Source organism: Ruminococcus sp. XPD3002 (assembly GCA_900119535.1).
Taxonomy (GTDB): domain Bacteria; phylum Bacillota; class Clostridia; order Oscillospirales; family Ruminococcaceae; genus Ruminococcus; species Ruminococcus flavefaciens_H.
Map to the genome: position 1 here is coordinate 106,999 of FPJT01000009.1, position 13,061 is coordinate 120,059.

Consider the following 13,061-nt stretch of genomic DNA (forward strand, 5'->3'; position numbering starts at 1 on the left):
AGCTCAACCCCCTTGGATATCAGTTAATTACGGCTTTCTCGCAAGCTCCAGGTCTATGGTGTCGTATATCGTTATAGAACCGCCGTGAGAGTCTATAGCGTTTTTTATTTCAGAGAAGAAAGCTGTCCTTATATCTTCGTCCATTGCGATATGGTCTGAATATGTGCCGAGCAATTTGCAGTATTCATCTGCGGAAAAAGTCCTTGTACGGCGGAAAAGTGTGTATTTTATATCGGTAAAACCGTACTTTACGGCAGTTTCTGCAATATCCGAAGCCTGTTTTTCGGTGAATTCTGCGGACGGTCTGCGTTTTTTGCCGTGAAACGGATAGTAGTACCTGTCATATAGCTCATCGATCTCGCAGGAAAGCTGAGTGTTGCCCTTGTCACGGTAAGGACGATTTGCGAAACGTGCAAAGGCTCCGCCTTTTTTCAGCAGCGAGAGTACTTTCGGATAGCCGATGTCTTCGGGTATCCAGTGGAAAGCGGTCGCAGAATACACAAGATCGAATGTGCTTTCGGAAAGACCGACTTCTTCAAATCTGCCTGTAATTACCGAGAAGTCAGGATAGTTCCTGAACTTCTCTCGGCAAATGGCAGAAAGCTCGTCTCCGTATTCCACGGCAGTAAGACTGCATCCTGTACTGAGTATCGGCGCAGAAGCCTGACCTGTACCTATTCCGATCTCCAGCGCCGTTGAAGTTTCGTTCAAAGGCATATAACCGAAAATTATTCTGTAGAGTTCAGCAACGTAAGTGGGACGGTATTTATCGTAATCGGATGCAACTGTATTAAAGCTACTTTCTGATGCTGCTGACATTTTCTCTTCCTCAAAAAAATAGCGGGACGGACAGTCTTGTCCGTCCCTTTTGCAATATTATTACTTGTAAAGTGGGAACTTCTCGCAGATAGCGTTAACGCCTGCACGGATCTCGTCAGCCTTGTTCTCGAAATCTGTAGCGCAGAGGTAGATGTACTCAGCGATCTTTTCCATTTCCTCAACGCCGAGACCTCTTGTAGTAACAGCAGGAGTACCAATACGGATACCGCTTGTTACGAATGGCTTCTCGGGATCGTTGTGGATAGCGTTCTTGTTAACAGTGATATAAACCTCATCAAGTCTGTGCTCGAGTTCCTTACCTGTGATGTTGAAAGGACGGAGGTCAACGAGCATGAGGTGGTTATCTGTACCGCCTGAAACGAGGTTGAAGCCTCTCTTGAGGAGTCCGTCAGCAAGAGCCTTAGCGTTCTCAACTATGCGCTTCTGATAGTCCTTGAACTCAGGCTTGAGAGCCTCACCGAAGCAAACAGCCTTAGCAGCGATAGTGTGCATGAGAGGACCGCCCTGTGTACCTGGGAATATAGCGGAGTTTATCTTCTTAGCGAGGAACTCGTTGTTTGTGAGGATAAGACCGCCTCTTGGTCCGCGGAGAGTCTTGTGAGTTGTAGTTGTAACGATATCAGCATAAGGTACAGGTGACTCGTGGCAGCCTGCAGCAACAAGACCTGCGATGTGAGCCATATCTACCATGAGGAGCGCACCAACAGCTCTTGCGATCTCTGAAAGACGCTTGAAGTCGAGAGCGCGTGGATAAGCAGATGCACCTGCAACGATAAGCTTTGGCTTGTTCTTGTTAGCGAGCTTGTAAACTTCATCGTAGTTGATAGTCTCTGTTTCATCGTCAAGACCGTAAGAAACGAAGTTGAAGTATTTACCTGAGAGGTTAACAGGTGAACCGTGTGTAAGGTGTCCGCCGTCTGCAAGGCTCATACCGAGAACAGTATCGCCGGGCTGGAGAACAGCGAAGTAAACAGCAGTATTAGCCTGAGCACCTGAATGCGGCTGTACGTTAGCGTACTTAGCACCGAAAAGCTGACATGCGCGCTCGATAGCGATAGCCTCTACCTCGTCAACGCACTGACATCCGCCGTAGTAACGCTTTCCGGGGTAACCCTCAGCGTATTTATTGGTAAGAACAGAACCCATAGCAGCCATAACTGCGGGAGAAACGATATTCTCACTTGCGATGAGTTCGAGGTTTCTTCTCTGTCTTGCAAGCTCCTTATCCATTGCAGCACCCACAGCAGGGTCATACTTTGAAACGAAGCCGATAGAATCCATGAGATCATTGTACATTGTAGTTCAGCACTCCTTTAAAATATTTGATTTGCTCAATATATATCGACCGGATACAGATCCGGTGATGAACGTGTTTGGAGAAGGCGGAAACCTTCCTGCGGCATTATTTATTTCTTTAATATCTCATTCCAGCTCGGATGCTCTGTAACAGATGCATATGTATAGAACTGGAGTATCATTGTAGCGTCATTTGAATCGATCGAACCGTCTCCGTCGATATCACAGCGCTTTTTCTGTCCCGGAGCGTAGCTCAGCGGCGAACCTGTAGCGGCAGACGAGTATGCCATAAGGATGTATGTTGCATCAGAAGCGTCGATAAAGCCATTCATATCAGCATCACCGAGATAGGGATAATAGCTGATATCGTATGTAGCTATCGGCACATCACCGACAATGGGGTAGACCTTAACCGTAGCGCTGTCTGAATTTGCGAAGGCGTTTTCGAGCCTTGAAGGTTCAGATGTACAGTGTTCACCGATATTGACGGTCTCGGTCTTGGTCTTGAAATGGCCGTCTTTGTCCTTTTCGGGAAGCTGAGTTGTCATGGTAATTGTGACATTGAGTCCCGAAAGGTCGATGTCGCCCCAGTTATCAAGGTATTCCTTTTTAGTGGGGAGGCTGTCCAGAGAGATGACGGCTTTTTTGTAAAGCGCCTGGATAGTTACGTCGCTTGTCACCTTATCGGGAACATTTCCCCAGGAGCTGAAAGCGATCTGAGTGTATATATCCAGGTGACGTTCAAGCTTTGAGGTATCGATCTTTGAAAGGTCGACAGGTTTACCGTCCTCGACGGAAAGAGTTTCCATTATCCTGCCCTCGAAATCGAGGACGATAACGTTATGTTTTTTTGTATCCGCTGCGGAAGCACTGAAAGGTACTGCCGATACTGCAAGAATGACAGCGGCAGTCGCAGCGGAGATAAATTCAGAAAACTTCATGTTAATTCCTCCTGTCTGCTTCTGAAGAAGAACAGTCTGCAGGTAGACGAGATCTTTTCTGCAAGCTCCGAATATTTCTGGTATGGCATTCTCAGCAGCATGAAATCTGCTGAAAGAAGTGCGTTGCCATCCGGTTCATACTGATAAACGGCGTAGAGCAGAACTTCATCCCAGTCAAGTTCATGAGAGAGCTCTTCGGCGGCAGAGCGGTATTCGTCGAAATGAGCCTCGATAACATCAAGAGGAAAAAATCCCTGAAAAACAGAGTGTATATAAAGATCGGCGTCATAGTTCATACAACTGCCTCCTTATTGGTCTTTGCTGTTTTTATCCTTAGGATCGCTTTTGTTGAAGCGTTTCATTCTGGTCTTGTATGTGATCATGGCTGTAGCGACAGAGACTGCAAGGAACACGATGATAAAAACAGCTATCACAGTTCCTTGGGAAATATCTTTTGTCTGCTCCGCAAGAGGGAGCAAATGATCAGTTATCGGAAAGGTCATAGCTTACCTCCTCGTTGGAAAGAGCAAGCTCTATCACTTTTCCATAGAAACCCGAAGGGTTGAGCATTATCCTTTCACCGATAAGCTTAGCCTGTTTCATATCGGGTGCATACAGTTTAAGGTCCATAAGGTCGTTCTGTATATCAAGGCAGCGGATATGAGCATAGCAGCCTTTTTCAAGGGGGATATACTCTATCTTGATCTCCTGTTCGAGTTTGAGACGTGCGAAGTATCTGAGAGCTGCAAGAACGAGCTTGTCCCTGTATGATTTTGGGGCATATTTTTTCAGCTCCTTGGCACATGCCTCGCCCTTTGGAAGGAGAGCATAGCAATCCGTACCCTCGGCGTCCTTTTCCTCGCCTATCAGCTGATTTTTCAGCAGATAATCGAGGGAATCCTGATAGCAGAAGTAATTTACGACACCTGTACTGATAGCGATATCATAGAGATGCTCCGTACAAACAGGTCTGCCGATCTTATAAAGCAGATAGCAGAGGAGTATATTCAGTGTAGGAACGTCCTTGATCTCGGTATCAGCCATTTCGGACATTTTGAAAATATTTTCTTCCTGCATATAACCACCCTAACAGAAATTCGGATAATCAAGCATATGTGAAAGAAGCGCTATATTTACAGCTGCTTCCACACAGGGAACCGCCTTTGGAACAAAGCAGGCTTCGTGATCGCTTGAAGAATCAGCGGCGGAAACGGGCAGGGCAGGTACGAATCCCACCTTCAGCGTTATTGGCATACCTGAGGATATGCCGCCGATGATACCGCCGTGATTATTGGTTTTTGTGAATGATCTGCCGAATTTGTCGGTGCAGAACTCGTCATCGTTCTGACTTCCGAGCATTTCAGCCGAACCGAAGCCCGTACCGAATTCGAGTCCCTTTACACCGGGGATGCCGAATATCAGCTGAGCTATAGTATTTCCGAGACCGTCGAATAAAGGCGAGCCGACTCCTGCGGGGACATTTATCGCCGCACATTCGACAATGCCGCCGAGGGATTCGCCTGTTTCACGGGCTTTTTCAACGTCAGCGAGCATGTCCCAGCCTTTTTTGTCATGAATAACGGGGAAGTCCTTGCTGCGGACGCTGATGACTCCGTCTCTGCTTATATTGACGGGATCGAAAGGATTATCTTTGATGTTGTGGAGCTGAAGTATATGAGCTCCTGTATAGATGCCGCGCCTTTCAAGTATCTGACCGCAGACAGCGCCTGCAAAGCACAGGGGAGCGGTAAGGCGGTCGGTGAACTTATCAAGGTACATGACATCTGTATATCCGCGGTATCTCACTGTACCCGTATAGTCGGAAGTACCGACACGGTCTGTGGGAACTTCAACGGGGTATTCGATATGGCGTATTTCAGCATTCTGTATGAGGGCACACAACGGCGCACCTGTTGTACGCTCGTTCAGCACACCTGATATTATACGGGGACTTGCCTGTATACAGGGCTGAGAGCTGTTTCTGAGTGCAGAAGGGTATCTTCTTGCCATAAAGGACGAAACTTCCTCGGCATCGATGAATTCGCCTGCGGGAAGACCGCTTATGGTGATACCTGCTGTGGGATCCTGTGACTCTCCGAATATAGAAACAGAAATGCGGTTATTCCATATCGATGACATTAACTTTACCTCCGAGTGCTGTGAGATCTTTGAAGAATTCGGGATAAGATTTTTCAGCAGCTTCAGCGCCCTTTATAATGACGTCTCCGCTGCAACCGAGAGCTGCTACAGCCGCAGCCATGACGATACGATGATCGCCGCAGCCGTCAACAGTGCCGCCTCTGAGCTGACCGCAAGGTCTGATGATGAGTCCGTCATCAGTTACCGAGACATCTCCGCCGAGAGCATTTATCATAGCGGCAGAGGTCTCAAGGCGGTCGCTTTCCTTAATCCTGAGCCTTTCAGCGTTGTATATGACCGACTTTTCCGAGCCGTAAGAAGCCAGTACAGTGAGTATCGGCACAAGGTCGGGAATATCGGAACAATCTGCGCTGAAGCAGACTCTATTGCCATTATAACACATTTCACTGATAATATCAAGGATTTTCTTGTCACCCTGAACGCTTTTTTCGTTCAGATTTCCTATATCGACCGAACTTCCTGTTGCATTGGCAACATAGAAGAAGGCAGCCTGAGAGTAATCGCCCTCTATTTTCTCGTCGTGGGGAGTGTAGGACTGGCCTCCGTGTATGGAATACGAGTCCTCTGTTTCTGTGACAGAAATGCCGAAACGGCGCAGTATATCCACGGTTATGTCCACATAGGGACGGGATTCGAGGTGAGAGGTGAGCTTTATGACAGAGTCGCCTTCAAGGAGGGGCAGGGCAAAAAGGAGTCCCGTAATGAACTGTGAAGATACGTTGCCTTCAACTTCATAGACACCGCCTGTGAGCTTTCCGCTGATGTCATAGGGCATTTCCTCTGTGATGAAGCGGACTCCGTGCTTGCTGAGTTCACGCTTGTATATGTCTATGGGACGCTGAGGGAGCCTTCCACGTCCGATGAAACGGGAATCGGTACCGAGTGCAGCAGCAACGGGGATAATAAAACGAAGGGTAGAACCGCTTTCGTTGCAGTCGATAACTGCCTTTTCCGCAGGCGAGCCTATTCCCGTAACTGTTATATTGCTGCCGTCTATTATGAAATCAGCGCCGAGAGCTTTCATAGCGCCGATAGTAGCTTCTATGTCCTTGGACATGGTAACGCCTGATACATGTGAAGTTCCGTTTGCAAGTGCCGCACAGATGATAACTCTGTGAGCGCAGCTTTTTGAAGCGGGGATATCAAGGTGTCCGCTGAGTTTTGAGGGAGAGATCCTTACGTTCATATCAACCCTCCATAAGTGCAGCGAATTCGCTGACTGTAACTCTCACTATATCTGCCTTGCCTATCTCAGGGCAAACGATGTAGCTGATAGAATCGTGTTCACGCTTTTTATCGGTAGAGCAGAAGGGGAGAAGCTCGCTCATAGGAGCTTCTGTATCTGTTGGCAGACCGTACTTCTTTACGCAGTTTTCCAGCCTTTCGGTAAGTGAGGCATCACAGAGTCTGCGAGTCATGATGCACATTCCTGCCGAAACGCCCATGCCGTGAGTGTAGTCGGTGTAGTTATGCCAGCCCTCGATAGCGTGACCGATAGTGTGGCCGAAGTTCAGTATCATACGTTCACCGCGGTCGAATTCGTCGTTGACAACTACAGCCCGCTTTATATCGATGCAGGTATATACCATTTCATCCATTACCTCGTCGATATTGTCTATATTGTGAGCTTCGATGAGCTCGAAAAGGGACTTGTCCCTTATCATACCGTACTTTATGGATTCAGCCATGCCGTCCGCAAGAGTCTCCTTTGGAAGGGACTTAAGTGTGTCGCTGTCGCAGATAACGAGAACAGGCTGTTTGAAAGCTCCCACGAGGTTCTTGCCGCCCTTGATGTCAACGGCAGTCTTTCCGCCAACAGAGGAATCTACCTGTGCAAGGAGAGTCGTAGGAATCTGCACGAAGTCTATGCCGCGAAGATACGAAGCCGCAGCAAATCCGGTGATATCGCCGACTACGCCGCCGCCGAGTGCGATGAGAAAGTCGCTTCTTGTAAGGTTCTGTTCGCAAAGAAAATCGAAAATATCGCTGAGGGTAGAGAGAGTCTTGGACTGCTCACCGTTTCTGAAGGTGAAAACGGCAGCTGAGATACCTGCTTTTTCGAGGGAATCAACGAGAGTATCAGCATATAAGTCCTTAACGATATCATCGGTTATAATAACGGCTTTTTTAGAGTCTGTGACCGTCGAGATAAGCTCGCCGCTCTTGCTGAGAGTGCCTCTTTCGATCAGTACATCATAGGGAGTTCGTGTATCGACGTGTATCTTCTTCATAATTCTTTATCCTTTCAAATAAAAATACCGCAGCTGATCATTGCAGACCATGCAGCGGCTTGAATTATGTCATAACAGCGCAGAAGTTGACAGGCTGATTAATCCGATTAAATGATCATTTTTCTGACATTGATATTATAACATATAATAAGTATCTGTGTCAAGGGAAAATCATTCTGATAACCTAAGCTTAAAAACAGTATAGGCAACACCGCACAGAGATTGTGGTGCAGATGCGTAGTCAGATTTTACGGCAGATTGTGCATAAATTTCGCAGGCATACTGACGTATGTCAAGGAATTTGTGTGCAAGATGCCGGAAAATATGCAAGCAGATGTGCCACAAAGCCGTCAGGCGGTCTTTGTGCGGTGTTGCCTATAGAGTATAAAAATGGTTGACTTATAGTGTAAAATGAGTTATACTTAGTATAAAGCGGATGAAGGGGTAATAATCCGCTTAAACAGTCAAAAACAATGATATAAGGAGGAATTATCATGCCACATTCATCAGGCGGAGGTTCGCACGGAGGCGGATCTCATCACAGCAGTTCACATCACAGCAGTTCGAGCCGCAGCAGTTCATCGGGAACAAGATCCTACAGTTCTGTCAGAAGCTCATACTATCCCGGATCAAGGCGATACCGTTACAGCAGCTTCGGAAGGACAAGGTATATCTATTCATCCAGCGATCCAAGATCGGAATTCTCGCCGCTGCGTCTTTTTGTACTTATATTTTATCTGCCGTTTTTCCTGGTTTGCGGCGCAATGATCGTTGCTTCGGTGAAAAATATCAGACCGAAAGTAGTAGATAAGATGATAATTGCCGATGAGGCAAGTGTTATCAGCAACAGCAGTGAACTTGAAGCCACATTCAATGAGTTCTACAAGAAATCGGGAATACAGCCTTCGATAGTAACTGTATATAACGAAAAATGGAATGAGCGTTACGGCGACCTTGAAAGCTATGCATATGACAGGTATCTCGATGAATTTGACGATGAAATGCACTGGCTGATAGTGTATTCGATCCCGAAGTATGACGGTTCGGAGAACTGGTCATGGGAAGGTATGCAGGGCGATGATACGGACAATGTCCTCGATGCACATGTTACAGCTCGTTTCACAAATTCGATGCAGAATAAACTGGAAAACTCCAACAGCGATGTGGGACAAGCAATAAATGATTCGCTTCAGATGATACTTCCTGATGTAAAGAAACCCGGCATCTTTTCCGCATTGGGAAAAATGGTGCCAAGTCTGCTCGTTTTGCTTTTTGTTACATTCCATGCCTACATTATGACGGGTATCGGTAAGCTTAAGTACAGGCGAGCTGTACTTGATGAGGATGACAGCAGCTACTATTCAGGCGGTTCCGGTTATACAGCTGACAGGTTCGGAACGTCATCGGGATACGGCTCATCCGACAGATTTGGAACATCGTCAAAGTACGGTACATCGGACAGCTTCGGAACATCATCGAAGTATGGTACATCCGACAGATTTGGAACATCGTCAAAGTACGGTACATCGGACAGCTTCGGAACGTCATCGAAGTATGGTACATCCGACAGCTTCGGAACGTCATCAAAGTATAGTACATCAGGCGGTTATGAAACTCCTGTGAAGTATAGCTCGGATGATGGACTTACATGTTCTTACTGCGGAGCAAAATATCACAAGGGCGACAAGCGGTGTCCAATGTGCAAGACAAAAATAGACGATTTTTAAGGTGATTTAATGAAGGATGATCTTAAGAAAAAACTGAATAAAAGGTTACATCCGGCGCTTCTTCCCAGGAAGAAGCGCTTCCTGTTATTAATATTCACAGGTCTGCCTGCGGGTTTTGTGTATGCATTGATAAGCGGCACTGGTGTGAAACTGGCGGCTTTATTTACTGCACTGGCAGGAGTAGTAGTATTGGGAGGCTTTGCACTGGAGATAGTTTCGGAGAAAGGTCAGAACAACAAAAAAGCCGCTATAGAAAGCGGCGAGTACTACACAAGTGATAAGTGGCGTGAGAAGTACGAAAAATACGCAGGTTCACATGAATTTGAAACAGTAAGGACAAAGACCATGAAGGCGGACCTTGACAGGCGCTTTCTGAGACCTGCGGGAATTGTCTTTATACTGTTCTCACTTGTTTTCTTTCTTCCCTCTGTGTTCTGGAAAAGCGGGGATATCGCCATTAACGTGATACTTGCGGTAACAGGCGGCATTTTCCTCCTGTGGGGGATAATGAAGCTTAAGCGTACTCCTGTGAGGGCGTTTCTACGTTCCTGCGGAGATGAACTTCCCTATATCGAACGCTCTTACCTGAACGGCAGGATGCTTTCATTTCACTATAACGGACTTAAAAGCGAAAACAGCGGTATCAATATCGGCGGAAATTACACAGTTGTTTACAATCAGACTGAGATACGCGCGATAGATAACCGCTGTATAAAAGATGTAAGTAAAAAGATACGCCATATAAAGAACTACAAGGGCGGTATCTATGCAGGTTCAGAAACCGAAAACTACCTGATGATCGGATATACCGATTCGGAAGGCAATGAGTTGAACTTCAGGATATGGATGAACGAATTCCAGGTAGAAATGGCTTATCGTGCCCTCAGTTCAGCACACTCCGAAACAAGCTATGATGAGCACATCAACAACGAGATCTGAACGTTCAGGCTTTATTAGCGGACTCTTTGGTGATCGCCTTTTCAGAATTATCATCTGTTTTGCTGAAAAGCAGCTTAAGGAATATCGGAGTTACGATGCTGGATACGATTATCAGAAGGATAACTGCTGTGAAGTAGGAAGAATCGATTATACCGAGTCCGAGACCTTTGTTTGTGATGATGAGTGCAACTTCGCCTCGTGTCATCATTCCGACGCCTATTTTAAGGCTGTCAAGCCATGAATAGCGGCAGAGCTTCGCAACAGTTCCGCAGCCTATTATCTTGCTGAGAAGTGCGACAACTACGAATCCCAGAGAGAATACTATCATGCTGGAGTCTACTCCGCTGAAATCGGTCTTAAGTCCGATACCCACGAAGAACATCGGAGCAAAGAACATATAGCCGTTGATGTTTACTCTGCGGTCGATATATTCAGCGTCACGGACATTGCAGAGGATGATGCCTGCAATATATGCACCTGTGATATCTGCGATACCGAAGTATTTTTCGGCAACATAAGCCATTGCAAGACACAGTCCCGTTGCGATGATAGGTATACGGCGTGTGTGTGTGTGGCGTTCGTCGTAGTACTTGAAAAGGCGATAAATAATATAGCCGAGTATTGCCGAGAGTACCAGGAAAAGCACTATCTTTCCCGTAACAAGGAGGGTGTTGCTGTTCGGATCCTTGAATCCGAGTACGAATGTGAGTACAATGATACCGATGATGTCGTCTATAATAGCGGCGCTGAGTATAGTTTGTCCCACGCGGCTTTTAAGGTAGCCCATTTCCTTCAGCACCTCTACGGTTATACCTACGGAAGTAGCTGTCATGATACAGCCGATGAAAACAGCCTTGAAGAACTCGTCACTTCCGAAAGAAGCGAATCCGTAAACTGCCATATACATCAGACTTCCGCAGACAAGGGGGACGAGTACTCCTATGCAGGCTATCAGCAGCGCGATAAGTCCCGACTTTTTCAGCTCCTGAAGGTTTGTTTCGAGTCCTGCCGAGAACATGATGAGAATAACACCTATCTCAGCCATTTTGTTGATGAAGTCGGTAGGCTCCACGATATTCAGCAGGCATGGTCCGATAATAAGACCTGCGATTATTTCTCCGACTACCATAGGCGCTTTACATTTTCTTGCGAGAAGGCCTCCGCCCTTTGCACATATCACGATGATGGCAAGGTCTCTGAGAATCTCATAGGTTTCCATTTTAAAGTTCCTTTCCTCATAAATAAAGAGAGCCTGTAAGCTCTCAACTAAGACTATTATAGTACGTTTTTTGATCTTTGTCAATATGTTCAGAAAGCGGCATGGATGTTTGTTGGTTATTCACAAAAAAGTTGTCTGAAAGCAGTAGTGTTGCCTTATTTTTTTATCCGGATATTATCAAAGGCAAAATTCTTTTTGGCTATGAAAAAGGCAGGTCACACAATGACCTGCCTTATATTTTTGAAAGTCATAAGAAACAGTGTTAGGTTATGCATCTTTCTGACCGGCGATAGCCTGACGCAGAAGGACCTCATCATATACGTTTATTTTTTTGTCATTGTTGAGGTCAGCGGCAGATGCAAGAGTTATTCCCGATTTATTGCCGAGAAGCCAGCTGTTAAGAGCTACACAGTCCGCAATGCCTATTTCCTTGTCGCAGTTGACATCACCTTTTTCAACCGCTTTCAGTACTACTTTAGTACGAAGATAATCCTGATTCTCATCATTAGAGTAAACACAGCAAAGTATTTCTCTTCCGTCATCCTGGGCATTTAGTCCGCCGTCATTCAGTCCGCTGTAAGTGTAATAACCGTCCGTAGAGCAGTCCACCCATGTTGTTACGCCGCCGACCGAAACGAAATCTGAAAAACATGTATATCTCTCATCGCCCTTTGGTTCTGCATCTGCACGGAAATTGACCGACTCATCGCCTATAACGAAATAAACTACAGAAGATATTTTATCTGTGAAATGCAGTCGCTGTTTTTTAGTCGGGAAGACGTAGTCAAAAGTCTTTACGGGAGAAACACATTCATCTGTAGTCTTGTCAAATGCAGTTACGTTAAGGGCGAATCTCTTTCCTCCAAGACTGTCATTTTCATCGTTCAGTTCTAAGATCTTTTCGTATATATTACAATAATTATCTGTGTCCTTATACGAAACGAGAACATTACCTTCTTCGTCAACTATTTCTATTTTGTACTCTGTCCAGGTCTTTTCGGTGTATATATCATAAAAATCCCATGAGACCTCACCGCACATCATTCTCATATCAAATAAGTCCCAACTATTCGGCTTGGGTTTAACGATATCATCTTTATAGACAAATGGCTTGGAACGGAAACTAAGAGAATAACCGTCCTCACTTACTGAAAACTCGGTATCATCTGCCGGACGTACAAGTGTCTCGTTAACGTAAACCTCAGTGTTCTGAGAAAGCTTGGCATCAGGATAATTTTCCTTATCTACGGTCAGTGTTCCGACAAATGTGTATTCCGCATCGATAAAGGGTACGTCTTTATACGGCACCCATTCTTTACCGTTCCATGATTCCCAGTGACAATCTGCATTATTCAGTCTGTCATCGCGAGCATAAATATCAAAGGAATCAGCTATCTGATCAGGATAGAACCAGTTTTGCAGAAAGAACATTGAAATGTCCACGTATTCTATAACATCGCCCTGAACTGTGTCAACATCTGTATCTGAGACAACAGTAACGTCATCTGCGGCAAAAGCAGTGAGCGAAGAGAGCGGAGCGAGTGCAAGGCAAGCTGACAAAAGTATTGCATTTAGTTTCATCATTATTATTCCTCCTTAAAATTTAATTCATTACTTATATTATAATCGAATTAAGTATGTGTTTCAATCGGTATAAGTGACAAATACTGACAGAGTTTTTTAAACATAATAGCTACTCCTGACTGCT

Annotated in this window: 13 protein-coding genes; 2 read left to right on the top strand and 11 right to left on the bottom strand. The window is 45.8% G+C overall.

The genetic code is table 11. From position 1 onward, the window contains the following. Positions 1-27: 27 nt before the first annotated feature. The 9 genes from BT127_RS09745 to aroB form a co-directional block, all read right to left on the bottom strand. Positions 28-819: a class I SAM-dependent methyltransferase gene (locus BT127_RS09745; protein ID WP_075424814.1), complete on the bottom strand. Its 792-nt coding sequence runs from the start codon at positions 817-819 to the stop codon at positions 28-30. A gap of 60 nt (positions 820-879) precedes the next feature. Beyond that, entirely contained in the window at positions 880-2,136 is a 1,257-nt protein-coding gene (gene glyA / locus BT127_RS09750; protein ID WP_075424815.1) for a serine hydroxymethyltransferase, read from the bottom strand. A 110-nt stretch (positions 2,137-2,246) separates the two neighbouring features. Next, positions 2,247-3,077 carry a dockerin type I domain-containing protein gene (locus BT127_RS09755; protein ID WP_075424816.1) on the bottom strand — a complete coding sequence of 277 codons (831 nt, stop codon included), beginning with the start codon at positions 3,075-3,077 and terminating at the stop codon, positions 2,247-2,249. After that, positions 3,074-3,373 carry a hypothetical protein gene (locus BT127_RS09760; protein ID WP_075424817.1) on the bottom strand — a complete coding sequence of 100 codons (300 nt, stop codon included), beginning with the start codon at positions 3,371-3,373 and terminating at the stop codon, positions 3,074-3,076. The genes BT127_RS09755 and BT127_RS09760 overlap by 4 nt, the downstream gene beginning before the upstream one ends. 12 nt (positions 3,374-3,385) lie before the next feature. Beyond that, positions 3,386-3,580: a hypothetical protein gene (locus BT127_RS09765; protein ID WP_075424818.1), complete on the bottom strand. Its 195-nt coding sequence runs from the start codon at positions 3,578-3,580 to the stop codon at positions 3,386-3,388. Then, positions 3,561-4,154, bottom strand: coding sequence for a DUF4364 family protein (locus BT127_RS09770; protein WP_075424819.1), 594 nt, complete (start codon positions 4,152-4,154; stop codon positions 3,561-3,563). Before BT127_RS09770 ends, BT127_RS09765 begins: the two co-directional genes overlap by 20 nt. Before the next feature lie 9 nt (positions 4,155-4,163). Then, on the bottom strand, positions 4,164-5,216 hold the full coding sequence (locus BT127_RS09775) for a chorismate synthase (RefSeq protein WP_075424820.1): 1,053 nt from the start codon (positions 5,214-5,216) through the stop codon (positions 4,164-4,166). Beyond that, positions 5,197-6,423 carry a 3-phosphoshikimate 1-carboxyvinyltransferase gene (gene aroA, locus BT127_RS09780; protein WP_075424821.1) on the bottom strand — a complete coding sequence of 409 codons (1,227 nt, stop codon included), beginning with the start codon at positions 6,421-6,423 and terminating at the stop codon, positions 5,197-5,199. Before aroA ends, BT127_RS09775 begins: the two co-directional genes overlap by 20 nt. Position 6,424: 1 nt before the next feature. Continuing rightward, complete coding sequence (gene aroB / locus BT127_RS09785) at positions 6,425-7,468, bottom strand: 3-dehydroquinate synthase (protein ID WP_075424822.1); 1,044 nt, start codon at positions 7,466-7,468, stop codon at positions 6,425-6,427. A 494-nt stretch (positions 7,469-7,962) separates the two neighbouring features. Here aroB and BT127_RS09790 point away from each other — a divergent pair, with 494 nt between their 5' ends. Together BT127_RS09790 and BT127_RS09795 are read left to right on the top strand one after the other, a co-directional pair. Beyond that, positions 7,963-9,195 (top strand): RING finger protein, encoded by a 1,233-nt coding sequence (locus tag BT127_RS09790; RefSeq protein ID WP_075424823.1) that lies wholly within the window; start codon positions 7,963-7,965, stop codon positions 9,193-9,195. Positions 9,196-9,204: 9 nt separating this feature from the next. Continuing rightward, entirely contained in the window at positions 9,205-10,134 is a 930-nt protein-coding gene (locus BT127_RS09795; RefSeq protein ID WP_075424824.1) for a hypothetical protein, read from the top strand. Between the two features lie 4 nt (positions 10,135-10,138). On the opposite strand, the gene BT127_RS09800 is transcribed toward BT127_RS09795, so the two are convergent. Together BT127_RS09800 and BT127_RS09805 are read right to left on the bottom strand one after the other, a co-directional pair. Continuing rightward, complete coding sequence (locus BT127_RS09800) at positions 10,139-11,353, bottom strand: cation:proton antiporter (protein WP_075424825.1); 1,215 nt, start codon at positions 11,351-11,353, stop codon at positions 10,139-10,141. 267 nt (positions 11,354-11,620) lie between these two features. Continuing rightward, positions 11,621-12,937 (bottom strand): dockerin type I repeat-containing protein, encoded by a 1,317-nt coding sequence (locus BT127_RS09805; RefSeq protein WP_075424826.1) that lies wholly within the window; start codon positions 12,935-12,937, stop codon positions 11,621-11,623. Positions 12,938-13,061 lie beyond the last annotated feature (124 nt).

Excerpts from the sequence above, each read along its gene's own strand:
- BT127_RS09745 (WP_075424814.1), bottom strand. The coding sequence starts at position 819 with ATGTCAGCAGCATCAGAAAGTAGCTTTAATACAGTTGCATCCGATTAC.
- BT127_RS09790 (WP_075424823.1), top strand. The coding sequence starts at position 7,963 with ATGCCACATTCATCAGGCGGAGGTTCGCACGGAGGCGGATCTCATCAC.
- BT127_RS09760 (WP_075424817.1), bottom strand. The coding sequence starts at position 3,373 with ATGAACTATGACGCCGATCTTTATATACACTCTGTTTTTCAGGGATTT.
- BT127_RS09775 (WP_075424820.1), bottom strand. The coding sequence starts at position 5,216 with ATGTCATCGATATGGAATAACCGCATTTCTGTTTCTATATTCGGAGAG.
- BT127_RS09770 (WP_075424819.1), bottom strand. The coding sequence starts at position 4,154 with ATGCAGGAAGAAAATATTTTCAAAATGTCCGAAATGGCTGATACCGAG.
- BT127_RS09805 (WP_075424826.1), bottom strand. The coding sequence starts at position 12,937 with ATGATGAAACTAAATGCAATACTTTTGTCAGCTTGCCTTGCACTCGCT.
- BT127_RS09795 (WP_075424824.1), top strand. The coding sequence starts at position 9,205 with ATGAAGGATGATCTTAAGAAAAAACTGAATAAAAGGTTACATCCGGCG.
- aroA (WP_075424821.1), bottom strand. The coding sequence starts at position 6,423 with ATGAACGTAAGGATCTCTCCCTCAAAACTCAGCGGACACCTTGATATC.
- BT127_RS09755 (WP_075424816.1), bottom strand. The coding sequence starts at position 3,077 with ATGAAGTTTTCTGAATTTATCTCCGCTGCGACTGCCGCTGTCATTCTT.
- BT127_RS09765 (WP_075424818.1), bottom strand. The coding sequence starts at position 3,580 with ATGACCTTTCCGATAACTGATCATTTGCTCCCTCTTGCGGAGCAGACA.
- BT127_RS09800 (WP_075424825.1), bottom strand. The coding sequence starts at position 11,353 with ATGGAAACCTATGAGATTCTCAGAGACCTTGCCATCATCGTGATATGT.
- aroB (WP_075424822.1), bottom strand. The coding sequence starts at position 7,468 with ATGAAGAAGATACACGTCGATACACGAACTCCCTATGATGTACTGATC.
- glyA (WP_075424815.1), bottom strand. The coding sequence starts at position 2,136 with ATGTACAATGATCTCATGGATTCTATCGGCTTCGTTTCAAAGTATGAC.